Consider the following 22,982-nt stretch of genomic DNA (forward strand, 5'->3'; position numbering starts at 1 on the left):
CAGCGCACAACCCTACCCATGCACCCGCGACTGACGTTGGCCCTTGCCGTGATGGAGGCAATCGCGATCCTCGCGTACGCCATATCCGGCTTTATCGAAGCCCGCTCCCGCCGGCTCGATCCGATCGGCACCTTCCTGGTGGCCATGGCAACCGCCTTCGGCGGCGGCACGGTACGAGATATCTTGCTGGAGCGTCGCCCGTTCTACTGGGTCGAACACCAGCCCTATGTCATCGCGCTCTTCGCGGTGTCGTTCGTCTCACCCATGCTGCCGAAAACCACTTCCGGCCTCTTCTCTGAACGCGTCCTCCTGGTAGCCGACGCCATCGGCCTGGGTCTCTTCAGCGTCTCGGGTACGTCGCTGGCACTCGACGCGCAACTCCCGTGGTTCACGGCAGCGATGATGGGCGTCACAACAGGCGTTTTCGGCGGCGTGATCCGCGATGTGCTCTGCAACGAAGTCCCGTTGATCCTTCGCGACTCCCGTCCTTACGCGACTTGCGCATTCGTCGGCTGCCTGCTCTATGCATTTCTGCATCACATTGACTTCGACACGATCTACAGCGTGCTTATCGCCACGTTCTTTATCCTGCTCGCGCGCCTGATCACCTTCAAATTCGACATCCGCCTGCCGCACTAGCAACAGCAAAGGGGCAAAACAATGGCGGCTTCCCAAGCCGCCATCCATTCGATCAATGCCGGGTCGTCCCTGCGTCGACCACAAACACATCCTTGCGCAACTGCGCCTCCTGTTCGACTTTCCGCTTCATCACCCTTCCGCCAAGCAGACTTTCAAACATATCGACATCAAGCTGCGCCTGCGCCTCAGCATCCGAAGCAAGCTCGCGAAGCAGCGTGAGGAATCGAACCCGATCGATCGACGGCGTATCCAGGCTTTCGACAGCGCGCGCAAGCGACGAGAGCTGGGAGAACTGATGGAGATGTCGCCGTCCCGTGAGCAGGGCTTCTTGCAGAAGGGCTGCGAGCAGATCGACGCGCTTCTGCGAGAGAGGCTTCTTGGGAACAGAAGAATTAGACGTCATGGTGGGATCTCCAAAATGCTGACTAATCACCCGACACTCGTGGATACGGGTGATCGGGTACAAGATAAGACTGGAAGGCCGGAACGATGGCTGATTGGCGTGCCTCGCGGCTGCGCCCCACCAGGCGAATCCTAACCGTCCAATATCGCAACAAAAAAAGCCCTAAGCGCTGATCAAACGCATAGGGCCTTTGTTCTAACCATCAGCATCAATCCTTATGCAATTCGCTCTTCCGTCGCCGGATCAAACAACACCGCTTTCGAAACGTCGAACAGCAGCGGCATATTCTGCTGAGGCTGCGGATTCGCTCCCGGGTGCACGCGGCTCACGATGCGCTTGCCATTCACTTGCGCAAACACCAGCGTATCCGGCCCGGTCGGCTCAATCACGTCAACCTTCACCTCTACCTGCTGCAGTTTGCCATCCGCCGCATCGTGCGCGTGCCGCGGATCGGTAATCCGCTCCGGCCGCAACCCGAGCACCACTTCCTTGCCGATCTGCGACTTCACCTTCCCGTCAAACGGCAGATTGAGCACAGTCTTCGTCACGCCGGTATCGAGCTCCATCCCGACACCCGAGCCCTGCTCCACCACCTTCCCTTGAATAAAATTCATCGGCGGCGCGCCAATAAACCCGGCAACAAAGAGGTTGGCAGGCGAATCGTAAATCTCTTGCGGCGCCCCGAACTGCTGCACGATACCGTCCTTCATCACCGCGATCCGGTCGCCGAGCGTCATCGCCTCGATCTGATCGTGCGTCACATAGACAATCGTCGTGCCCAGGCGTTGGTGCAGAAGCTTGATCTCCGAGCGCATCTCAATGCGCAGCTTCGCATCGAGGTTCGACAGCGGTTCATCGAACAGGAACATCACCGGGTCGCGCGCCAACGCACGCCCCATCGCCACGCGCTGCCGCTGACCACCCGAGAGCTGCCCCGGCTTGCGATCGAGCAAGTGCTGAATCTGCAGCATGTTCGACACGCGATCGACAATCTGCGTCTGCTCGTTCTTCGGCACCTTGCGGATATTCAAGCCGAATGAAATGTTGTCCCGCACCGTCATCGACGGATACAACGCGTACGACTGAAACACCATCGCGATATCGCGATCCTTCGGCGAGAGATTATTGACAGTCTTGCCGTCAATCTGAATCTCGCCCTTCGTGACAGTCTCGAGTCCGGCGATCATATTGAGCAGCGTCGACTTCCCGCACCCCGACCCACCGACCAGAATCAGGAACTGACCATCTTCGATGTCGATGTTGACACCCTTCAAGACCGGCACCCCGTTCGGGTAGGTCTTGTACACGTCACGGATGGAAAGACTTGCCATGCTGTGAATCCTCTAGTCTCTGAACCTGCTCAATTAACCCTTCACCGCGCCCGCCGTCAGGCCGCGCACGAAATAGCGGCCGGCGATCACATAGACCAGCAGCGTCGGCAGCGCCGCGATAATCGCGCCGGCCATGTCGACGTTGTATTCCTTCACACCGGTCGACGTATTCACGAGGTTGTTCAGCGCCACCGTGATCGGCATCGAATCGACGCCCGAAAACACGATACCGAACAGGAAGTCATTCCAGATCTGCGTGAATTGCCAGATCAGGCACACCATGAAAATAGGCAGCGACACCGGCAGCAAAATCTTCGTGAAGATCATGAAGAAGCCCGCGCCGTCGATGCGCGCCGCTTTCACCAGCTCCGCCGGTATGCTCACGTAAAAGTTGCGGAAGAACATCGTCGTGAACGCAATGCCGTACACCACGTGCACGACCACCAGCCCGGTCGTCGTGTTCGACAGACCGAAATACCCTTGCAGACGCGCCATCGGCAGCAGAATGGCCTGAAACGGAATAAAGCAGCCGACCAGCAGCATCGTGAAGATCGCGTCCGCGCCGCGAAAGCGCCAGTGCGTCAGCACATAGCCGTTGAACGCGCCGATGATCGACGAGATCAGCACCGCCGGAATCACCATGCGCACCGAGTTCATGAAGAACGGCTCCATGCCGTCGCATCGCACGCCGGTACACGCGCCGCTCCACGCCTTCACCCACGGCGCGAAGGTCCAGTGCGTCGGCGGTGTCAGCAGGTTGCCGGTGCGCAGCTGATCGATGTCCTTGAACGACGTCGACAGCATCACGTAAAGCGGAAACAGGAAGTAAAGCGCAAACAGAATCAGCGCTGCGTAAATGACCGCGCGGCTGATCGTCATCTTAGGCTGCATTGCGGGTCCCTCGCGATTCCATATACATCAGCGGCACCAGCACGGCGACCACCGTCGCCAGCATCATGATCGACGATGCCGCCCCCACACCCAGCTGCCCGCGGTTAAACGAAAACGTGTACATGAACATCGCCGGCAACGACGACGATGTGCCGGGCCCGCCCGCCGTCAACGCGACGACGAGGTCGAAGGTCTTGATCGTGATGTGACAGAGAATCAGCAGCACCGAGAAAAACACCGGCCGCATGCTCGGAATCACAATCTTCCGATAGATGGTCGGCAAGGTCGCGCCGTCCACTTGCGCCGCCTTGAAGATCTCGCTGTCGACGCCGCGCAAACCGGCCAGAAACAGCGCCATCACAAAGCCGGTCGATTGCCAGACCGCCGCGATCACCACGCAGAAAATCGCTTTGTCCGGGTCGCCGAGCCAGCCGAACGAGAAGCTCGTCCAGCCCCAGTCGTTCAACACCTTCTGGAAGCCGAGGTCCGGGTTCAGAATCCACTGCCACGCCGTACCCGTCACGATGAACGACAGCGCCATCGGGTACAGGAACACCGCGCGCAACGCGCCCTCGTTGCGAATCCGCTGGTCGAGCAGAATCGCAAGGAAAAGGCCAAGGCCAATGCAGATCGCAATGAACGGAATGCCGAACCAGCCGAGGTTTTTCGCCGAGGTCCAGAACACGTCGTTATCAAACAACTCGCGGTAACGGGCCAAACCGGCGAACGTGTAACTCGGCAACAGTCGCGAATTCGACAGCGACAGATAACCGGTGACGAGAATAAAACCGTAGACGAAGACCAGACTGATCACGATGCTGGGCGACAACACCAGCTTCGGAATCCAGCGGTCGGCGAGGGCCGCCATCGGCGACGTGCGGCGCGCAACGGGAACCGTGCGCTTTGCGTTTCCGCTAAGAGAAGCAGTCACAACTCGACTCCTGGAACTATGCCGTCAGGGCCGGCACTTTTCGTCGGAAACTCCGGAAAAGCGTGGCGCGATGCGGCCGAGGGCGCGACTGTCGTCGAACCGTCTTTGCCCGGAGCGCGCCAATACAACGCAACCCCGGGCATTCTGCTACTGCACTACTCCTACTACTTTAGTGCGTGAAGAAGCGGATTACTTCGTCTTCGCTGCCTTCGCCAGCGCTTCGACGGCGGTCTTCGTGTCTTCCTGCGAGTTCATGAACTTCGTCACGACGTCGCTGATCGCACCGGCGGTCGCATCCGGCTGAGCCATGCCGTGCGCGAGCGACGGCACATAGCCACCGGCCTTGATTGCCGTTTGCTCATCCGCATACGACTTCTTCGCGCAATCGTCGAACTTGTCCATCGGCACACCGAGGCGCACCGGGATCGAACCCTTGTACAGGCTGAACTGCTCCTGGAAGCCCGGGCTCATGATCGTCTTCGCAAGCGCGAGCTGACCCGGCGTCGCTGCCGATTGGCCCTTCTGCTGGAAGAACACGAACGAGTCGACGTTGAACGTGTAGCCCTTTTCCGTGCCCGGCACCGCCGCGCAGATATAGTCCGAGCCCGACTTCTTGCCCGCGTTCGCGAACTCGCCCTTCGCCCAGTCGCCCATGAACTGCATGCCGGCCTTGCCGTTGATGACCATCGCCGTCGCGAGGTTCCAGTCACGGCCCGTGCGGCCGGCGTCGAAGTAGCCCTGGATCTTGCGGACCGTGTCGAACACCTGAGCCATCTGCGGCGACGTCAGCGTTTTCTGGTCAAGATCCACCAGCGCCTTCTTGTAGAAGTCCGCGCCTTGCGACAGCACGACGTCTTCCCACAGCGTCAGGTCTTGCCACGGCTGGCCGCCCATCGCGATCGGCTGGATGCCCGCGGCCTTCATCTTGTCGGCCACCGCGAAAAACTCAGGCCACGTGGTCGGCACCTTGCCGCCTGCCTTGTCGAGCGCGGCCTTGTTGATGTACAGCCAGTTGACGCGGTGCACCGAGAACGGCGCGGCGACGTAGTGACCGTCCGCGTGCATGATCTTGTCGATTTCCGGCGGGAGGTTCTTCTTCCAGTCGCCGGCGACGGAGTCGATATTGACGAGCACGCCTTGCGATGCCCAGTCCTGAATCAGCGGACCCTTGATCTGCGCGGCGCTCGGCGCGTTGCCCGAGATCACCTGGGTCTTCAGTGCGGTCATGGCTGCTGCGCCGGCGCCGCCAGCCACTGCGAAGTCCTTCCAGACGTAACCCTGCTTCTGCAGATCATCCTTCAGCACGCCGACGGCCTTCGATTCGCCGCCCGACGTCCACCAGTGCAGCACTTCGACCTGCTCGGCCGCCTGCGCTGCAGAGACGCCACACATCAGACCTGCGGCGCACAGGGCGCCCATGATCGCACGGAATTTCATTGCTTATCTCCTCCAGACACCTGAACTTAAACACGTAGAGCCCCTGCTGGGCAGGGAGCGGTTATGGTCGAATCAAACAGGCAAACAACTGGACGAACGGGCATCAACGAGCGCTTCAGTACGTGCGCCTGACCAGCCGATGTCCGGCCGCGGATGCTCAAGAGATGAGTGACACGGAATGCAACTGAACGTCTCCTCTTTTGCTTTTGTGCCTGCCCGCGTCGCGCGTTGCAGACTCGAGGCGCTTACCATGCACGCCGTTCGTTAAAGGCCTTGATGCCGCGCCTGCCGAAGCCGCGTGCCGCATCAAAACGCATTTGTCGATAACATGCCGGGAAGCTCGGATGACTCGGTGAAAACGCGCATTCCTGCAGGCCCCGCACGCTTTTTTCATCGAATTCACGCTACCTCTTGATTTGGATTGTAGTTAAACTACAATTCAGTGTCAAAAAAAATTTTATCGCACTACGGCCTGCTTTCAGCGCCTTCCAAGGCATCGCGGAGACTCATGCAAACGGATTCCAGCTTCACCTTCGTGCTGTTTGGCGGCACCGGCGATCTGTCGATGCGCAAAATCCTGCCCGCGCTGTATGAAGCGCATCGCGCCGGCATGCTGGCTCCGAGCGGCAAGATCTTCGCGGTTGCGCGGCACATCGATGGGCGGGAGCAGTATCTGCAATGGGTCAACGAGCACGTGCGCCCGCATGTGTCGAAGGCGCGGTTCGCGGAAGACGCCTGGCGCGCGTTCCTCGATCGCATCGACTTTGTCGGCATCGACCTCGGCAAGGCTGAAGACTTCGTGTTGCTGCGCGATGCCGTCGCGAATCTGCCCGGCACACGGGTGTTCTATCTGGCGACGGGCCCTTCGCTGTTCGTGCCGATTTGCCGCGCGCTCGCGTCGGTGGGGCTCAACCAGAATTCGCGCATCGTGCTCGAGAAGCCGCTGGGTTATGACCTGCGTTCGTCGAATGCGATCAACGATGCGGTCGGCGAGATCTTCGCCGAAGATCAGATCTACCGGATCGACCACTATCTGGGCAAGGAGCCGGTGCAAAACCTGCTCGCGCTGCGTTTCGGCAATGCGCTATTCGAGCCGCTGTGGCGCCGCGACTGGGTCGAGAGCATTCAGATTACGATTGCCGAAGAACTCGGCGTCGAAGCGCGCGGCGATTTCTACGACAATACCGGCGCGCTGCGCGATATGGTGCAGAACCATTTGCTGCAACTGCTTTCGATTGTCGCGATGGAGCCGCCGCACTCGATGGATTCGGACTCGGTCCGCGATGAAAAGCTGCGCGTGCTGCGTGCGTTGAAGCCGATCGATCCGCGCGACATCAGCCGTGTCGCGGTGCGTGGCCAGTATCATGCGGGCGTGATTCGCGGCACCGCGGTGCCCGCGTATGCCAATGAACCTGGCGTGCGTCCTGAGAGCACGACAGAAACGTTCGTCGCGCTGAAAGCGGAAATCGACAACTGGCGTTGGGCCGGCGTGCCGTTCTTCCTGCGTACCGGCAAGCGGCTTGCGGACCGCGTCGCGGAGATCGTCGTCAACTTCCGGCCGGTGCCGCATTCGGCACTCGGTGCAACCGCGTTGCGCGCGGGCGCGAACCGTCTCGTGATCCGCTTGCAGCCGAATGAAACGATCCGCTTGTACTGCCTCGCGAAGAAGCCGGGCGAAGGGATGAATCTGTCGAGCGTGCATCTCGATCTCGCGTTTGATCAGTTCTTCCGCGAAGGTCAGATGGAAGCGTATCAGCGGTTGTTGCTGGATGTGATCAACGGCCGTCTCGCGCTGTTCGTGCGCCGCGACGAGCAGGAAGCCGCATGGCGCTGGGTCGAACCGATTCTCAACGAATGGGCCGCATCCGGCACCAGGCCGAAGCCCTATGCCGCCGGCACGTGGGGCCCGGCAGCCGCCAGCGCGATGCTCGCGCAGCACAATACCTGTTGGCTCGAGGAAGAGAATTGATCGGTGGCGGCGCCCGGCACGCAGCACTACGCGGCGTCGCTACGCTTTTGTATCCCTGGCATGTTCGGGGATGTCATTTACCACGCTGTTCCTAGACTAAACAAGAAAGCAGCACGGAGGAGAAGTCAATGATCCAGCTACATGCTTTCGATGACCCGAGCGCGCAGTCCGCCGCGCTGGCCAAGGCGGTCAGCTACGCGCTGCAGGCGTCGCTCGCCGCGCAGGCCGCCGCGCCCGGCGCGAGCGGCGCGCGTGTGACGTTCGCGGTGTCGGGTGGCACCAGTCCGCGTCCGTTCCTGCAAACGTTATCCAACGAACCGTTCGACTGGTCGCGCGTCGACGTGACGCTGGTCGACGACCGTTGGGTGCCGGACACCGATGGCGCAAGCAACTCGCGTCTGGCGCACGAAACGCTGCTGCAGAACAGCGCGGCTCACGCGCACTTTCTGCCGCTCGTCGATACGTCGACCACGCTGGAAGCGCAAGTCACCGCGCTGAACGGCGACCCGCAACGGCGCGTGCCGAATGTCGCCGTGCTGGGCATGGGCGAAGACGGCCACACCGCGTCGATCTTCGCTGACGCGCCCGAATGGGATTACGCGATCACCACGACCGACCACTTCGTCGCCGTGCATCCCGGCAGCGCGCCCCATGCGCGCATCAGCTGGTCGATGTCGGCATTGAAGAAGATCGATCATCTGTTCCTGCTGATCGCCGGTCCGAAAAAGATGGATGTACTGAACGAAGCGTCCGCGGCCCTGCAAAAAAAAGCCATTTCTCAGCTCGCAAACGACAAGGGGGTAAGACTCGATGTCTACTGGTGTGCCAACTAAAGCTGCCCCGCAAGCGGGCCAGCACGCCGATGGACCGAGGCTTCTCGCCGATGTCGGCGGGACCAATGCGCGATTCGCGCTCGAAACCCGACCTGGTGAAATCAGTCAGGTGCATGTCTATCCCTGCGCCGAGTATCCGGGTATCGCGGACGTCATCAAGAAGTATTTGAAAGATACGAAGATCGGCCGCGTGAATCATGCGGCGATTGCGATTGCGAACCCGGTCGACGGGGACCAGGTTCGGATGACGAATCATGATTGGCACTTTTCGATTGAAGCGACGCGGCGTGCGCTGGGGTTCGATACGCTGCTCGTGGTGAACGATTTCACCGCGCTCGCGATGGCCTTGCCGGGGCTCACCGATACGCAGCGCGTGCAGGTGGGTGGCGGCACGCGCCGGCAGAATAGCGTGATCGGCCTGCTCGGGCCGGGGACGGGGATGGGCGTGTCCGGTCTGATTCCGGCGGATGACCGGTGGATCGCGCTGGGCAGTGAAGGCGGTCATGCGTCGTTCGCGCCGTCCGACGAACGCGAAGACCTCGTGCTGCAATACGCGCGCAAGAAGTGGTCGCATGTGTCGTTCGAGCGTGTTGCCGCGGGGCCCGGCATTGAAGTGATCTATCGCGCGCTTGCGGCGCGTGACAAGAAGCGCGTGCCGTCGACGCTCGATGTCGCGGAAATTTCGAAGCGCGGGCTCGAAGGCGATCCGCTTGCGGCGGAGACGCTCGATTGCTTCTGCGGCATTCTCGGCACGTTCGCCGGCAATATCGCCGTGACGTTGGGCGCGCTCGGCGGGATTTATATCGGCGGCGGTGTCGTGCCGCGGCTCGGTGAGTTCTTTGCGAAGTCGTCGTTCCGTCAGCGCTTCGAAGCGAAAGGCCGCTTTGAAGATTATCTGAAGAACGTGCCGACCTTCGTGATTACCGCGGAATATCCGGCGTTTCTCGGGGTGTCCGCGATTCTCGCGGAGCAGTTGTCGAATCGCGCGGGCGGCAGTTCGTCAGCGGTATTCGAGCGCATCCGGCAAATGCGCGATGCGCTGACGCCCGCCGAACGGCGCGTGGCGGATCTCGCGCTGAACCATCCGCGTTCGATCATCAACGATCCGATCGTCGATATCGCGCGCAAGGCCGATGTCAGCCAGCCGACGGTGATCCGCTTCTGCCGTTCGCTCGGCTGCCAGGGTTTGTCGGACTTCAAGCTGAAGCTCGCGACCGGCTTGACCGGCACGATTCCGGTCAGCCATAGCCAGGTGCATCTCGGCGATACCGCTACCGACTTCGGCGCGAAGGTGCTCGATAACACCGTGTCCGCGATTCTCCAGTTGCGCGAGCATCTGAATTTCGAGCACGTCGAAACAGCGATCGATCTGCTGAACAGTGCGCGAAGAATCGAGTTCTATGGGCTGGGCAATTCGAATATCGTCGCGCAGGACGCGCACTACAAGTTTTTCCGCTTTGGCATTCCGACGATCGCGTATGGCGACCTGTATATGCAAGCCGCTTCGGCTGCGTTGCTCGGCAAGGGGGATGTGATTGTCGCGGTGTCGAAGTCGGGACGCGCGCCGGAGTTGCTGCGGGTACTCGACGTCGCGATGCAGGCGGGTGCGAAGGTGATCGCGATTACGTCGAGCAATACGCCGCTCGCGAAACGCGCAACCGTTGCGCTGGAAACCGATCACATCGAGATTCGCGAATCGCAGCTTTCGATGATCTCGCGAATTTTGCATCTGCTGATGATCGATGTCCTTGCGGTCGGTGTCGCGATTCGTCGTGCGGTGCCCGACACTGAAATGAACCAGACCGTCGCGAAAGCGCGTGAAGGCGCGGATGAAGAAACCAGTGCTGTGCTCGACTGGCTGAGTCACGGCGCGGCGGCCACGCCGCGGGATTGAGCGGTACGGCGCTTGCTGCGCTAACCCGATGGCTCGCAGAGAAGCCGACCTTGTTTGTGCAGGTCGGCTTTTTTGCGCGCCGATTCCATGCACCCCGCTTTGCCATCGTCAGAGCAGCCAATCCCAACGTATGAGACGATTCATGCATTGGCACACGCACGCAACGAATCGCTCGCATGTCGGATCTTATCTCCTTACCTGCCTCGACCCTGAACGAAGGCCGCGCAGCCGTTGCACGGCTCGACGGACTCGCGACTCATCATCGGTATCGTCTCGCATCGACCGGCGGCTACGTGATGTGGCGCGTATTCGGCGATAGCAACGCCAGGCCGCTCGTGCTCGTGCACGGCGGTCACGGCAACTGGATGCATTGGGTCCGCAATATCGAACCGCTCACCGCGTTGCGCGCGGTATGGGTGCCCGATCTGCCCGGCTATGGCGACTCGGACGCGTTGCCCGACGGCGCGCGCTTCGAAGATCTGATGACAGCGACGCTCGACTCGCTCAACGCGCTGGTCGGCGCATCGACTGAGATCGACCTCACCGCATTTTCATTCGGCGGGGTCGTCGCAGCGACGCTTGCATGCCGCCGGCCGGTCGGCCAACTGGCGCTGGTCGGCAGCGCGGGGCATGGCGGCAAGCGGCGGCTGCAACGCGAGCTGTTGAACTGGAAAAAAATCGATGTCGAAGACGAGCGCCGCGCGCTGTTCGACGCGAACCTGAAGTCGTTCATGCTGCACGACCCCGCGACAGCGGACTCGCTCGCGCTGACCGTCTATGAGCAGGCGTGCCTGAAAACGCGCTTTCGCAGTAAGGACGTGTCGCTGATGGACAATCTCGCCGCGCTGCTCAAACAGGCGAACGTCGATACGCTGCTGCTGTGGGGCACGCATGACGTGACCGCTGACGAGCCGCAACGGTTCTCCGATCGGCTGCATACGGACGGCGTGCGGCACGCGTTTGGGATGGTGGAGAATGCCGGCCATTGGGCACAATACGAAGCGGCGGACGAGGTGAACCGCCGGCTCAGCGGGTTCTTCGCGAAAGCCTAGATACCGCGCCGACCCGTCGAACAGCCATGCCCCCCCGCTCCGACGTGGCAGCAGACTGAACAAGAAGCCCGCTTGCCGCTCCCGTTTAAACGGCCGCGGCGACCGCCCGATCGTGCCACCGCACGACCAGCACCCGGCCCACGTAACACAGCACGCCGCATACCGCGATCGTGACGCCCATCCCTTGCGGCGACCCATCGCGCCACAAGCCCACGGCAAGACTCGCGAGCGCACCGAGCCCGAACTGCACCGCACCGAACAACGCGGCCGCCGCACCGGCGTTGCTCGGGTAACGATGCATCAGATCGGTCACGCAATTGGCCGATAACAGCCCGACCATACCAACCACGAAGAACAGCCCGAACACGATCGACCACAACCCGCCCCACCCCGTCAGACAAACGAGCGCGACGAACAGCGACGCGACACAACTGATCGTCGCGGCCGCGACGATCATCCGCACCGGCCCGTACTGGCTGACGAGCCGCGCGTTGACAAAATTGCCGCCCATGATGCCGACAATATTGAGCCCGAACAGAAAGCCATAGTGCTGCGCGGATACATGGAAGTACTCGATATAGACGAACGGCGTCGCGGTGATATACGCGAACATCGATGCAAACGCCATCCTGCCGCACAGCAGATGCCCCCACGCGACCGGGTCTTTGAGCAGCGTCCCGTACGCGGCGAACGATTTCAGCAACGCCGAGTTCGCGCGCTTTTCGCGCGGCCAGGTTTCCGGCACGCGCAGGAACGCGGTCACCGCGCATAGCGACCCGAACAGCGTCAGCACGATAAACACGACACGCCAGCCGCCCAGCAAAAGCAGCTGCCCGCCGATCAGCGGCGCGAGCAGCGGACCGACCGACGTCACGATCGCCATCATCGACATCACGCGCGCCGCATCAGTCGGCTCGTGCGCATCGCGCGCGATGGCCCGCGCGAGCACCGATGCGGCGCCCGCGCCGAGTGCCTGGACGAAGCGAAACACGACCAGCGACCCGATCGAGAACGACACGGCGCACGCAATGGTCGACAGCACGTACATCACGATGCCGCCGAGCAGCACCGGCCGCCGGCCCAACGAATCGGACAACGGCCCGTACAGCAGCATGCCGATCGAGAAGCCGAACATAAAGCTGGTCAACGTGGTTTGCGCGGCGCTTGCGCTGACCGAGAACGCCTGCGTGAGCGACGGCAGGCTCGGCAGATACATGTCGATTGAAATGGGCCCGCATGCGGCAAGCGCGCCGAGCAGGAGAATCAGCCCGATGTCGGGCCGGCCTTTGACGACGTGGGACATGGAATCGTAGGTGAAGCGTGAAGGGGTTCGCGCAATGAAATGAGATGCGATGACCGCATTGGATGCGGATGCAACGAACCGCGGGTGGCGGTATAGCGAATCTGTCATTGTAGCTGACGGGAAATCGAAAGCCGTGATGTTCGCGTTCGAGACGGGGACATATCCGGCGGCCGACAACGCTTTCGGTTAAGCTCCCGGCTTGCGTGGCGCAGCCCCACGCGCCTCGCTGCCCGACCCATCGTCTGAAACGTCATGACCGCATTTCTGCTGATCTGGAGCCCGAAAAAGTGGCCTTGGCCCGAACTGCCCGACGTCGCGCGGCGCGTCGCTGCGGGCGAGGCGGTCACGGATGTCTGGGGTTGCGGCGTCGCGCGCAGCATCCTGCCTGGCGACCGCGTGTTCGTGCATCGCGTCGCGCAGGAACCCAAGGGCCTGTTTGCCTCCGGCTATGTGACGCGCGCACCGTACGAGGTGCCCGACGCGGCAAGCAAGCGCGGTTATCGGCTATGCATCGACTTCGTTTACGACTGGCTGGTCGACGCGCATGAGGACGTGATGATCGCGCGCGACGCATTGCGCACGCATCCGTTTTCGGTTCAAACATGGGACGCGCAAAGTTCGGGCACATCGATCAAGCCGATCGTGGAAGGGGCGCTCGAAAAACAGTGGAAAGCGTTGACTGGCGTGCGAGCCCGGCCAACGATCTGGGCGGCGCCCGCCGCTAGCGCCACGGCGCCGCAGGAACAGGCCCGATCGACGAAAACCGCCGCGCACGCAGCGGCGAAAAAACGTGCGCAATCCGCCGCATCGCCAGCGGCGCGGCAGAAAAACAGGCAGTAACGTCCAACTCCGCGGCACCCGGTCACAAACCGACTCGACGCGACTCCGGTACAATTTCACGCAACCACTCAGCCGCCGCGGCCCGCCCACAGTCGACACGCGCGCCGCCCGCCGGCTCTGATCGCGCCACGAGCGCGTCTTTCGTGCCATCCGGTCATTTTTCGGTCATTTTCTGACTACGCAGGTCCAAGCCATGTCCAGGAACCAAGCTCTCTTCGAACGCGCGCAACAGACGATTCCCGGCGGCGTCAATTCTCCGGTACGCGCCTTCCGCTCGGTCGGCGGCACGCCGCGCTTTATCGAGCGCGCGCAAGGCCCTTACTTCTGGGACGCCGACGGCCAGCGCTATATCGACTATATCGGCTCGTGGGGGCCGATGATCCTCGGCCATGTGCATCCGGACGTGCTCGACGCGGTGCAGCGAGTGCTGGTCAACGGCTTTTCGTTCGGCGCGCCGACCGAGGCCGAAGTCGAGATCGCCGAGGAAATCTGCAAGCTGATGCCGTCAATCGAGCAGGTGCGGATGGTGTCGAGCGGCACCGAAGCGACGATGAGCGCGCTGCGCCTTGCGCGCGGCTTCACGAACCGCAGCCGCATCATCAAGTTCGAAGGCTGCTATCACGGTCACGCGGACAGCCTGCTCGTCAAGGCGGGCTCCGGGCTGCTGACGTTCGGCAATCCGACTTCCGCGGGCGTGCCGGTCGATATCGCGAAGCACACCACCGTGCTCGAATACAACAACGTCGAGGCGCTCGAAGAAGCGTTCAACGCATTCGGCAATGAAATCGCATCGGTCATCGTTGAGCCGGTCGCCGGCAATATGAACCTCGTGCGCGCGACGCCGGCGTTCCTGCAGGCGCTGCGCCGCCTGACCAGCGAATACGGCTCGGTGCTGATTTTCGACGAAGTGATGTGCGGGTTTCGCGTCGCGCTTGGCGGCGCGCAGCAGGTCTACGGCATCACGCCGGACCTCACGTGTCTCGGCAAGGTGATCGGCGGCGGCATGCCCGCGGCCGCGTTTGGCGGACGGCGCGACATCATGGCCCATCTCGCGCCGCTCGGCGGCGTCTACCAGGCGGGCACGTTGTCGGGTAATCCGATCGCGGTTGCCGCCGGGCTGAAAACGCTGCAACTGATCCAGGCGCCGGGTTTCTACGATCAGCTCGCGCGGCAAACCGCGCGTCTCGTCAGCGGCCTGACCGAAGCGGCGCACGCCGCCAAGGTGCCGTTCGCGGCCGATTCGATCGGCGGGATGTTCGGCCTGTATTTCACGGACGCGATTCCGCGCAGCTTCGCCGATATCTCGCACTGCGATGTGCCGCGCTTTAATGCGTTCTTTCATAAGATGCTCGATGCGGGCGTGTACTTCGCGCCGTCCGCGTACGAGGCGGGTTTCGTGTCGAGCGCGCACGACGATGCGGTGATTGACACGACGGTCGATCTCGCCCGTCAGGCATTTGCGGCGTTGCACGCGTAACCAGCGAGTAAGGAAGCGCCGCGCTGCTGCGGAAGACCTTAACGTATCAACCTGGCAAGCGAATCGATCACAGCGGCCCAGGCTTCACGTGCTTTTACGTTGTCAAAGAGCCGCCCAGGCACGAACAGGACACCGATGTTCTCGCAAACCGATTTCGTTCATATGGAACGCGCGCTCGTTCTCGCGGCGCGCGGCATGTACACGACCGACCCGAACCCGCGGGTCGGCTGTGTGATCGTCAAGGATGGTGAAGTGATCGGCGAAGGCTTTACGCAGCCCGCCGGTCAGGACCACGCGGAAATCCGCGCGCTGAAGGATGCGCGAGCGCGCGGTCACGAGCTGCGGGGTGCGACCGTCTACGTGACGCTTGAACCGTGCAGTCATTTCGGCCGCACGCCGCCGTGCGCGAATGCGCTGATCGAAGCGAAAGTCGGGCGCGTGGTCGCGGCCATGGAAGACCCGAATCCGTTGGTGTCGGGGCGCGGTCTGTCGATGTTGCGCGACGCGGGCATCGAAGTGCGATGCGAACTGCTCGCGAATGAAGCGCGCGAGATGAATATCGGCTTTGTGTCACGGATGACGCGCAAGCGTCCCTGGGTACGGATGAAGGTGGCGGCATCGCTCGACGGCCGCACCGGCTTGCCGTCTGGCGAGAGCCAATGGATTACCGGCGAAGCGGCGCGCGCGGACGGCCATGCGTGGCGTGCGCGCGCGTCGGCCATTCTCACTGGCATCGGTACGATCCGCGAAGATAACCCGCATATGACCGTGCGCGCCGTCGAGACGCCGCGCCAGCCGAAACGTGTGCTGATCGATAGCCGGCTCGACGTGCCGCCGGAAGCGCACATTCTTGCCGGTGCGCCGACTCTGATTTTCTGCGGCAATCTCGATGAACAGCTGGAACAGCGCGCTATCGCGTTGCGCGACCGCGGCGCGGAAATCGTGCCGCTCGTCAATGAGAACGGTAAGGTTGATCTGCCGCGCGTGCTAATCGAACTCGCTGAACGCGGCGTGAACGAACTGCACGTCGAAGCGGGTTACAAACTGAACGGCTCGCTGCTGCGCGAAGGGTGTGTTGATGAATTGCTGGTTTATCTTGCGCCTAGTCTGCTTGGTTCAGATTCGATGAGCATGTTTAACCTTGTTGCGCCTGCGTCGCTTGATGAGCGCTTGCATCTCGAGTATCAATCGGTTGACCGGATCGGCAGCGACATTCGCATTCTGGCGCGGCTCGTTCCGCCTCTGCCCTTGCACTGAACAGGACATTGCAACGATGTTTACAGGAATCGTCGCGGCCGTTGGCCGTATCGCATCGATCAAGCCGCTTGGCAGCGAACCGGAAGCGGGCGTGCGTTTGACTGTCGAGGCCGGCGCGCTGGATCTCGAGGACGTGCAGCTCGGCGACAGCATCGCGATCCAGGGCGCGTGTATGACGGTGATCGGGAAGACCGGTCATTCGTTTGATGTCGACGTGTCGCGGGAAAGTTTGAATCTCACGGTTGGGCTAGCGCAGACGGGCGATGTGAATCTGGAGAAAGCGTTGCGCGCGCATGACCGGCTTGGCGGGCATATCGTGTCCGGGCATGTCGATGGGCTGGGGACGGTGACGCGGTTTGCGCCGGTTGGGGAATCACATGAGCTGCGGGTGCTTGCGCCGAAGGAGATCGGACGTTATCTCGCGTATAAGGGGTCGATTACGGTGAATGGGGTGAGCCTAACCGTGAATTCGGTCGACGATCGTGATGATGGTTGTGAGTTTTCGATCAATCTGATTCCGCATACGCTGCAGGTGACGACGCTTAGGCATCTGAAAGAAGGGGCGAAGGTGAATCTGGAGATTGATCTGATTGCGCGGTATGTGGAGAGGATGCTGGGGGCGTCTTAGGATGGCTATAAAACGCTGAATTGATTCGCTTTTTCCAGAAATTTCAATTTGCTGTCGTCGCAATTGAAAGTCACTCCGTCTACGATTTCGTGACGGTACTTCTGGCACACAGCTCTTTTTCGTAAGCACAACGGATGGCTGAAAGAAAAAGCGACCCATCCGGCCGTACGCGGCCAGAAGCGCCGTTCGCCCGTCCAGTTCAGGCGACTGCCAAGCGTCGGCGTCTCAACTGAAAACGGCCGAATGAATCGCTGTTCAGTTAAGCGTGCCTGGCGTCGGCGATGCGTACTTGTTATGTTGCCACCGATCGACTATTCCACGGGCTTCAAGTAAGCCACGCTCAATGCTTTTCTCGTCACTTTTCACTCGGGTCGTTAACTCGATGACATAACCGTTAGGATCGCGCAGGTAGATCGATTGGATAGTCCCATGATCCGATGGGCCGCGCACTTCGACGCCAGCGGCGACCGCTTTCTCCTTGTAGGTCATCATGGTCAGCACATCGGGCAATTCCAGTGCGATGTGCAGATCGAAATCCGACTTGGGTTCAAACATACCCTCACGCTCATCCCCTATGACTTCGAAAAACGCGAGAAATGAATGATCACCCATTTCGAAAAAAGTATGCAATGCCTTGATTGGACGACCGGTCTTGGTCGCACTGAGTTCCAGTGCGCTCGCCAGTCGAAGCCCGAGCAGCCCCTCATAGAATCGCCGAGTTTCTTCTGAATCCCTGCATCGATAAGCGTTGTGATGCAAACCTTTAATATCAGGTGAATAGTCAGTCATATGTGCTCTTATGTAAGGGAGAGCCGTGTTGCACTGCTCTGGGGAATGAGCGAAGCGTTTGCGCGAGCGATCATCTCGTTGCACGAAGCAGCCGATCATCATGGGTCGTCGCGACATGTTTGACATCTGTGTCATGAATTAGGGTAAACTAGAGTAATTGGACACTACTGTCAATATTAAATCTCTTCGATTCCTCGTCCGTTCAAGCGTCATCTGGCGCGGATCCACACCCTATCGAGGCAAGCCAAAGTCCATCGCGACGCGCGCGATTGCGTCAGCGTGGATGATCGCGCTGTCGACCGTCGGATAGCCCGGATCCTCACCGCCGAATGCGAGCGACAAGTCCGTGCCTCCGAGGACAACCACTTCCGCGCCCTTATCCCGACACAGCTTTCGACCTGCCTCGTACAAATAGTCGCGCTGTCCGGGCGTCGCGAATCCCGCGACCGCTATCGCGACGTAACAACCATGGATACGGTCGATTTCGTCGGGATCGACAGTCACGACCTCGGCCTCGGATACGCCGTAGAGACGAGAGCCCATCACGGCCCGCGTTCCGAGAACGCCAACTCGAGATAAACCTCTCTCGGCAAAATAGGCGTCCAGAACCGGAATGGCGTTGATGAGCGGCAAGCTGGAGATGGCTGCCAGATCCTTGATGCAGAAGTGCGCCCCCATTGATGTAAGAGCCACCGCTTCACACCCCCCTGCGCGAAGCTGATCGATGTACCTCGCGAAGCTGACCGCTTGCTCGATCGCACAACCTGCTTCCAGATTCGCGATCAGTTCAGTGGAGTCGCCGTGAACGATAGTCAGAGAAAGCCGTCGCCTTGCGTCGGCGTGCAGGCGCACCAGCCTTCGATAATAGACCTCGGTCGCCGCGGGTCCGATGCCGCCGATCAGTCCGATGTGCATTGCCTGTATCCTTTGAGTGCCCGGTTGAAAGAAGTCTTGACTGGACGCCAGTTGGTTGCAGATACGCAAGCATGGGGTGTACCCCAGCAACATGAAAAAGCACCCGACGTTCCGTGCAGGCGGAAGTGTGTCGGGTGAACCTAAATATGCGTTGTTTGCAAAAAAACATCATCCGCCCGGAATCGAAATCACTCTTTTCCTCAAGGAGGCAAATAGTGCGGACTATGAAGTTCACGGACAATGGCTACGCTCCTCTGCGCGAGCAGCGTCGTTGTGTTATTTCGCAGTATGGTGGCCCTCAAAACATCTTCATTTCCGGCTCTCAACAGCAAGCCGAAATGCCAATCCGGTGAACACCGATCCAAGCAGATATCGGGGAATTCGCGACCGGCGGCGATGACTCGACCACCGCTCACCCAGTCGATCTGCCAGCAGAATGACGATCCCATTCACAATCAAGCCGATAAAGTTGAGGACGGTTGCGAGCGTCAAGATCTGAAGGGCAACCGACCCGTCCTGGGGGCGCACAAACTGCGGGAACAGTGCAAGGACGAACAGCGCCATCTTCGGATTGAGCAGATTGGTTAGCAGCCCCTGTCTGAAGATCTTTTGAGCAGCAAGCCGAGCTTCGCCCGGTGCCGGTGCCGTCGGAAGCGAAGCCGTGCGAATGGTCTTCCACGCGAGATAGAGCAGATAGGTAGCGCCAGCAAACCGCACTACATCGTAGGCAAGGGGAACGGCGAGAAACAATCGGGCAAGGCCAAATGCGGCCGCGATTGCATGGCAGTACGTTCCCACCAGTATTCCGGCTAGCGATGCAAAGCCGGCAGAGCGTCCCTGGGCCATGCTCCTTGACGCTATGAGCAGCATATCCGGGCCGGGCGTCATCGTTAACGCGAGACAAGCCGCGCAGAAGAGTCCGAGGGTGGCAAGACTAAGCATGAGGCGTCCCCTTTGTGTGGCACAAAAGGGATCTCAGTTTAATGAGCGCGCTCTATAGGGTCAATCTCGAACGACGGCGTCCGGTCGTGCCGCAGATCATCGGCCAGCGAACCATACCCAGCCAGCATGGGTATCGGGCGTCGGTGTTCTCGGGGGGCCTGCTGTGAGCATTCCAGGCGAGGCGAACCGCTGTCTGGTTCCTGCGCCGACCTATCTGCATCGTCTTCGTAGCCAGCGCCGTATGCGAGACGGGCGCCTCGGACCTCGAGGAAGCCACGGGAGACAGGGGAAACAAAGAAAGAGCCTCATGGATACTCTCGATTCAAAAAATGCAGGTTGTCCTTTTAAAGGAGAGCTGACGATAGCCGAGCCATTACGTGCTGAGTTTGCAGCGTTCGTCGTCAGCTGGTGGATGGATAACGCACGCATGGTGGCAATAGCGAAAACCCGGCGAGCGTCACGCTGATCTGTTGGAACAGCTCGGTTGCGAGCGTTAGCCGGTTGACATAGCGCGTTAATGTCTGGCCCTCGGCTCTAACAAGTCGTGTGAGCTGTGAACCAGACACCTGAACGGCTGCCGCAATCAATGCCACGTCAAGTTTCGGATTGCGGAGATTTTGGGGCTTGCCTTTGCGCGGCGTTTAGCGCGCCGGATCGGAAAGGCGCTTGACCATGCGCATCACCGCGGCAATCTGCGGTGCGCTTTTCGAATAGAAGTCGGGCTTCTGTGGATCAGGGCTTGTGTAGCCCCAGAAATCCCAACAGCCGAGCGGATTCTTCGTCGACATTGCCACCTGCGGATAAAGAATGATGATGTGATTGCTCTCCGCGATTTCGTTGTAGCCGGCGCTCTGCGCATAGAGATCGCCGATCTTCTGCGCGTTCTGGAGGCAGCCGTGAAACGCCACGTGAATGCGGCACGCGCTACCGGGCCGCGCGCAGGCGGTCGGCACATAGACGTAACCGGTTGGACGCAGCGACGCCTTGTCGTCGGGATCGAACGGGCGCTGATCGAAACTCAGCAGGTTGGTGCTGGGCGAAACCGCCGGCGCGTTCAACGTACCGTAAATCCAGCGCAGGATGTCTTGCGATTGTTCGAAGCCGCAATTGTTGATGAACGGCGGCTGCGATAGCGCGCATGGCGTATTCGCACTGTTATCCGTGATGAGTCCATGACCCGCTGCCACGTTGTCGATATACCGGACGTGGTCGTCGGGCGTGCCGGCGAGCTTGTAGAAGAGCGGCACCTGCGCGACCACACGCGTCGTCACGACAGGATCCTGGGTGCCGCTAAAAACATAGATGCGCTGCGAGGCAACTCCGCTCACATCGTCGATGCGCTGCTCGCCTGCGAACTTGCGCGCCGCCGCCAGTGCGTCTTGTGCGCGCGGCCCGGTATTGCCGGTCGGATTCATGCAGTGGGTCTGCGCGGCGCTCGCGGGATTCGCAAGCGGGAACAGGCCCGCGCAATAGAACGGACCGCCTGCGACGATGCCGGCGCCCACGAGATGCTTCGACCACGCGACGTCGAACTGCGCGGCCATGAACGCGCCCGAAGACAACCCGGAAACCGAGGTATGCGTCGCGTCCGCGCCATAGCCGCGCAGCGGCGCCGCATGCAGCGCGCCGGCTGCAACAATGCCGACGGTCACGAACATCGCGCGAGCGAGATGCCGGCAAACGGTGCGGCTCAATCTCCATCCATTCATCGCATTCTCCACGATCACGCCGGTGAGGTATTCGCATCGGCACGGGCTATGCTCTGCTCGTTCGTGACACGCGAGGACGTCAGGCAAACGAAGCAAAACTAGCACCCGGGAGTCTCAACTTTCGCGATCAAGCTTGCTGCCCGTTCTGCAATAACCAATGTAGGTGCAAGGGTGTTGCCGGTCGTTATTCGTGGCATCACCGAACTGTCAGCAACTCGCAGATTCGAGATGCCATGAACACAAAGAGTTGGGTCCACAACGGAACATGCTTCAATACCCATTGAGCACGTTCCAACCGGGTGCCAGTACGTACCCATCCTGTTCTTGACGAACTCGCGTAACGCCGCCTTTCCGGAAGGCGGCATACGTACTGCGCCTGAACGTTGATCCAGTAGCGCTGGTGATGCAGCGAGTTCGACGCACTTCTCGATGGCAGCACAAAGCGTGGCTAAATCACCTGGTTCGGAAAAATATCCGGGGTCGATAAGAAGTGGCGCGTTCCGATCAGTCGATGTAAGCGCAAGTCGACCTCGACTTTGCGGCCGTACAAGCGCTGTATGTAGAGAGAAGCCTCTCTCCACTGGCACGTCTGGCAGTTCTGTTGCCCAGGCTGAGACGATCACTTCATGATCGGGAACATGTATCCCGTCGCTTGTGCGAGCGTAGAGATGCGCGCCTACACCTTCGGTAACGGTCGATGTTTCCGCGGCAAAAGCATTCACCAGGCAATGGTCATGGAGATTTTCGCCGACGCCGGGTAGGTCCGCGACTACGTTCAATCCGAGTCGCTCCAGTTCCGCTGCATTGCCAACCCCCGACCGCATCAACAAACGGGGAGAACCCATCACCCCGGCACTCAACACGACGTCATGACGTGACCGAAGCTCCCGCAGTTTCCCGTCAACTTCACCGCGAACGCCAATGCAGCGTGTCCCTTTAAATATCAATGAATCGACGTTCGCATTGGTTAAAACAGAGAGATTCTGACGACCGATCGCAGGAAGAAGGAAAGCCTGCACTACGCTAAAGCGCTGTCCATCCATGATGGAAAAGTCGTACGTTCCGCAACCTTCCTTGATTGGGCCGTTCACGTCGTCAGGCACAGCGTGACCCATCTCCTCGCACGCCCGAAGGAAAGCGGCCGCGAGCGGCACGCGGTTCGAGGTGGAGGTCAGGCGCATTGGCCCCGAGCTGCCGCGTCGTCCATTACAGGAACCATGCAGACGTGCTTCAAGACGTTGAAAGATTGGCTCGAGACTTCCGAAATCCCATCCGATGTTGCCCGCAGCCGCCCAGGCATCAAAATCAGCTGGATGCCCCCAAACCCAAACCGCGGCGTTGATACTGCTTGATCCGCCGAGTACCTTGCCGCGATTCCAGTCGAACTTCCGTCCGTTAGCGTTTGGTTGTTCGACAGTACGATACTGCCAATCCACTGGGGTGCCAAAATTCGCAAACCAGAGTGTCGGATCGACTATTGAAGGTCGATCCACGGCAGCGTCCCCGGCCTCGATAAGCAGGACACGGCACCGGCTATCTTCGGATAGTCTCGCGGCAATGAGAGCGCCAGCTGATCCTCCACCTACGACAATATGGTCGTACGAGTCAGTCAAGACATCGGCTGTGGCGAGTGGCAAAGCAGATACCCCTGCGTGGACACATTCAACGATAGCATCGGTAATCAGCGGAACATGATGCGCTAACCATGGGTGACGATCTTATATCGTTGCATTTCGCATCAA

The 22,982-nt window shown here is 60.5% G+C and carries 21 protein-coding genes and 1 pseudogene; 11 read left to right on the plus strand and 11 right to left on the minus strand.

All coding sequences use genetic code 11. The features are described 5' to 3' along the window. Positions 1–18 precede the first annotated feature (18 nt). Positions 19–639: a trimeric intracellular cation channel family protein gene (locus HV796_RS00355; protein WP_175224060.1), complete on the plus strand. Its 621-nt coding sequence runs from the start codon at positions 19–21 to the stop codon at positions 637–639. Between the two features lie 52 nt (positions 640–691). Here the strand turns inward: HV796_RS00355 and HV796_RS00360 are convergent, their stop codons facing one another. The 5 genes from HV796_RS00360 to HV796_RS00380 form a co-directional block, all read right to left on the minus strand. Continuing rightward, a complete protein-coding gene (locus HV796_RS00360) occupies positions 692–1,042 on the minus strand; it encodes a hypothetical protein (protein ID WP_175224061.1) in 351 nt (116 codons plus the stop codon). A gap of 215 nt (positions 1,043–1,257) precedes the next feature. After that, entirely contained in the window at positions 1,258–2,373 is a 1,116-nt protein-coding gene (locus HV796_RS00365; RefSeq protein ID WP_175224063.1) for an ABC transporter ATP-binding protein, read from the minus strand. Positions 2,374–2,406: 33 nt separating this feature from the next. Beyond that, complete coding sequence (locus tag HV796_RS00370) at positions 2,407–3,264, minus strand: carbohydrate ABC transporter permease (protein ID WP_175224065.1); 858 nt, start codon at positions 3,262–3,264, stop codon at positions 2,407–2,409. Beyond that, positions 3,254–4,195, minus strand: coding sequence for a carbohydrate ABC transporter permease (locus HV796_RS00375; RefSeq protein ID WP_377695638.1), 942 nt, complete (start codon positions 4,193–4,195; stop codon positions 3,254–3,256). The genes HV796_RS00370 and HV796_RS00375 overlap by 11 nt, the downstream gene beginning before the upstream one ends. A gap of 189 nt (positions 4,196–4,384) precedes the next feature. Further along, a complete protein-coding gene (locus HV796_RS00380) occupies positions 4,385–5,632 on the minus strand; it encodes an ABC transporter substrate-binding protein (RefSeq protein ID WP_175224067.1) in 1,248 nt (415 codons plus the stop codon). Between the two features lie 508 nt (positions 5,633–6,140). Between HV796_RS00380 and zwf the strand changes: the two genes are divergently transcribed. From zwf to HV796_RS00400, 4 genes and pseudogenes are all read left to right on the plus strand, one after another. Beyond that, positions 6,141–7,601: a glucose-6-phosphate dehydrogenase gene (gene zwf / locus HV796_RS00385; RefSeq protein ID WP_175224068.1), complete on the plus strand. Its 1,461-nt coding sequence runs from the start codon at positions 6,141–6,143 to the stop codon at positions 7,599–7,601. Positions 7,602–7,729: 128 nt separating this feature from the next. Further along, positions 7,730–8,434 (plus strand): annotated as a pseudogene (pgl, locus tag HV796_RS00390) (6-phosphogluconolactonase); the annotation flags it as partial. Next, positions 8,412–10,328 (plus strand): bifunctional transcriptional regulator/glucokinase, encoded by a 1,917-nt coding sequence (locus HV796_RS00395; RefSeq protein ID WP_175224072.1) that lies wholly within the window; start codon positions 8,412–8,414, stop codon positions 10,326–10,328. The pseudogene pgl and the gene HV796_RS00395, both read left to right, overlap by 23 nt. A 176-nt stretch (positions 10,329–10,504) precedes the next feature. Then, positions 10,505–11,380 (plus strand): alpha/beta fold hydrolase, encoded by an 876-nt coding sequence (locus HV796_RS00400; RefSeq protein ID WP_175224074.1) that lies wholly within the window; start codon positions 10,505–10,507, stop codon positions 11,378–11,380. Between the two features lie 85 nt (positions 11,381–11,465). Here the strand turns inward: HV796_RS00400 and HV796_RS00405 are convergent, their stop codons facing one another. Further along, the gene (locus HV796_RS00405; protein ID WP_175224076.1) at positions 11,466–12,683 is read right to left on the minus strand and encodes a Bcr/CflA family multidrug efflux MFS transporter; all 1,218 of its coding nucleotides are present in this window, start codon (positions 12,681–12,683) and stop codon (positions 11,466–11,468) included. A 252-nt stretch (positions 12,684–12,935) separates the two neighbouring features. Between HV796_RS00405 and HV796_RS00410 the strand changes: the two genes are divergently transcribed. From HV796_RS00410 to HV796_RS00425, 4 genes are all read left to right on the plus strand, one after another. Beyond that, a complete protein-coding gene (locus HV796_RS00410) occupies positions 12,936–13,523 on the plus strand; it encodes a hypothetical protein (protein ID WP_175224078.1) in 588 nt (195 codons plus the stop codon). Between the two features lie 193 nt (positions 13,524–13,716). Further along, entirely contained in the window at positions 13,717–15,000 is a 1,284-nt protein-coding gene (hemL, locus tag HV796_RS00415; RefSeq protein ID WP_175224080.1) for a glutamate-1-semialdehyde 2,1-aminomutase, read from the plus strand. A gap of 135 nt (positions 15,001–15,135) precedes the next feature. Then, positions 15,136–16,257 (plus strand): bifunctional diaminohydroxyphosphoribosylaminopyrimidine deaminase/5-amino-6-(5-phosphoribosylamino)uracil reductase RibD, encoded by a 1,122-nt coding sequence (ribD, locus tag HV796_RS00420; protein WP_175224081.1) that lies wholly within the window; start codon positions 15,136–15,138, stop codon positions 16,255–16,257. 16 nt (positions 16,258–16,273) lie between these two features. After that, entirely contained in the window at positions 16,274–16,885 is a 612-nt protein-coding gene (locus HV796_RS00425; RefSeq protein ID WP_175224083.1) for a riboflavin synthase, read from the plus strand. Positions 16,886–17,140: 255 nt separating this feature from the next. Here HV796_RS00425 and HV796_RS00430 read toward each other — a convergent pair whose 3' ends face one another. The 3 genes from HV796_RS00430 to HV796_RS00440 form a co-directional block, all read right to left on the minus strand. Beyond that, positions 17,141–17,674 (minus strand): VOC family protein, encoded by a 534-nt coding sequence (locus HV796_RS00430; RefSeq protein ID WP_175224084.1) that lies wholly within the window; start codon positions 17,672–17,674, stop codon positions 17,141–17,143. 231 nt (positions 17,675–17,905) lie between these two features. Then, on the minus strand, positions 17,906–18,589 hold the full coding sequence (locus tag HV796_RS00435; protein WP_175224087.1) for an aspartate/glutamate racemase family protein: 684 nt from the start codon (positions 18,587–18,589) through the stop codon (positions 17,906–17,908). A gap of 309 nt (positions 18,590–18,898) precedes the next feature. Further along, positions 18,899–19,531, minus strand: coding sequence for a LysE family translocator (locus HV796_RS00440; RefSeq protein ID WP_175224089.1), 633 nt, complete (start codon positions 19,529–19,531; stop codon positions 18,899–18,901). Between the two features lie 41 nt (positions 19,532–19,572). Here HV796_RS00440 and HV796_RS45345 point away from each other — a divergent pair, with 41 nt between their 5' ends. Next, a complete protein-coding gene (locus HV796_RS45345; RefSeq protein WP_281369732.1) occupies positions 19,573–19,698 on the plus strand; it encodes a hypothetical protein in 126 nt (41 codons plus the stop codon). Positions 19,699–19,838: 140 nt separating this feature from the next. Further along, complete coding sequence (locus tag HV796_RS00445) at positions 19,839–19,997, plus strand: hypothetical protein (protein ID WP_175224090.1); 159 nt, start codon at positions 19,839–19,841, stop codon at positions 19,995–19,997. A gap of 175 nt (positions 19,998–20,172) precedes the next feature. On the opposite strand, the gene HV796_RS00450 is transcribed toward HV796_RS00445, so the two are convergent. Both HV796_RS00450 and HV796_RS00455 read right to left on the minus strand, forming a co-directional pair. Then, a complete protein-coding gene (locus tag HV796_RS00450) occupies positions 20,173–21,240 on the minus strand; it encodes an extracellular catalytic domain type 2 short-chain-length polyhydroxyalkanoate depolymerase (RefSeq protein ID WP_175224092.1) in 1,068 nt (355 codons plus the stop codon). Positions 21,241–21,338: 98 nt separating this feature from the next. Beyond that, the gene (locus HV796_RS00455) at positions 21,339–22,877 is read right to left on the minus strand and encodes a GMC family oxidoreductase (protein ID WP_343052845.1); all 1,539 of its coding nucleotides are present in this window, start codon (positions 22,875–22,877) and stop codon (positions 21,339–21,341) included. Positions 22,878–22,982: the final 105 nt, after the last annotated feature.

It is taken from the genome of Paraburkholderia humisilvae, from assembly GCF_902859855.1.
GTDB classification, from domain to species: Bacteria; Pseudomonadota; Gammaproteobacteria; order Burkholderiales; family Burkholderiaceae; genus Paraburkholderia; species Paraburkholderia humisilvae.

Excerpts from the sequence above, each read along its gene's own strand:
- HV796_RS00355 (WP_175224060.1), top strand. The coding sequence starts at position 19 with ATGCACCCGCGACTGACGTTGGCCCTTGCCGTGATGGAGGCAATCGCG.
- HV796_RS00360 (WP_175224061.1), bottom strand. The coding sequence starts at position 1,042 with ATGACGTCTAATTCTTCTGTTCCCAAGAAGCCTCTCTCGCAGAAGCGC.
- HV796_RS00365 (WP_175224063.1), bottom strand. The coding sequence starts at position 2,373 with ATGGCAAGTCTTTCCATCCGTGACGTGTACAAGACCTACCCGAACGGG.
- HV796_RS00370 (WP_175224065.1), bottom strand. The coding sequence starts at position 3,264 with ATGCAGCCTAAGATGACGATCAGCCGCGCGGTCATTTACGCAGCGCTG.
- HV796_RS00380 (WP_175224067.1), bottom strand. The coding sequence starts at position 5,632 with ATGAAATTCCGTGCGATCATGGGCGCCCTGTGCGCCGCAGGTCTGATG.
- zwf (WP_175224068.1), top strand. The coding sequence starts at position 6,141 with ATGCAAACGGATTCCAGCTTCACCTTCGTGCTGTTTGGCGGCACCGGC.
- HV796_RS00395 (WP_175224072.1), top strand. The coding sequence starts at position 8,412 with ATGTCTACTGGTGTGCCAACTAAAGCTGCCCCGCAAGCGGGCCAGCAC.
- HV796_RS00400 (WP_175224074.1), top strand. The coding sequence starts at position 10,505 with ATGTCGGATCTTATCTCCTTACCTGCCTCGACCCTGAACGAAGGCCGC.
- HV796_RS00405 (WP_175224076.1), bottom strand. The coding sequence starts at position 12,683 with ATGTCCCACGTCGTCAAAGGCCGGCCCGACATCGGGCTGATTCTCCTG.
- HV796_RS00410 (WP_175224078.1), top strand. The coding sequence starts at position 12,936 with ATGACCGCATTTCTGCTGATCTGGAGCCCGAAAAAGTGGCCTTGGCCC.
- hemL (WP_175224080.1), top strand. The coding sequence starts at position 13,717 with ATGTCCAGGAACCAAGCTCTCTTCGAACGCGCGCAACAGACGATTCCC.
- ribD (WP_175224081.1), top strand. The coding sequence starts at position 15,136 with ATGTTCTCGCAAACCGATTTCGTTCATATGGAACGCGCGCTCGTTCTC.
- HV796_RS00425 (WP_175224083.1), top strand. The coding sequence starts at position 16,274 with ATGTTTACAGGAATCGTCGCGGCCGTTGGCCGTATCGCATCGATCAAG.
- HV796_RS00430 (WP_175224084.1), bottom strand. The coding sequence starts at position 17,674 with ATGACTGACTATTCACCTGATATTAAAGGTTTGCATCACAACGCTTAT.
- HV796_RS00435 (WP_175224087.1), bottom strand. The coding sequence starts at position 18,589 with ATGCACATCGGACTGATCGGCGGCATCGGACCCGCGGCGACCGAGGTC.
- HV796_RS00440 (WP_175224089.1), bottom strand. The coding sequence starts at position 19,531 with ATGCTTAGTCTTGCCACCCTCGGACTCTTCTGCGCGGCTTGTCTCGCG.
- HV796_RS45345 (WP_281369732.1), top strand. The coding sequence starts at position 19,573 with ATGAGCGCGCTCTATAGGGTCAATCTCGAACGACGGCGTCCGGTCGTG.
- HV796_RS00445 (WP_175224090.1), top strand. The coding sequence starts at position 19,839 with ATGGATACTCTCGATTCAAAAAATGCAGGTTGTCCTTTTAAAGGAGAG.
- HV796_RS00450 (WP_175224092.1), bottom strand. The coding sequence starts at position 21,240 with ATGAATGGATGGAGATTGAGCCGCACCGTTTGCCGGCATCTCGCTCGC.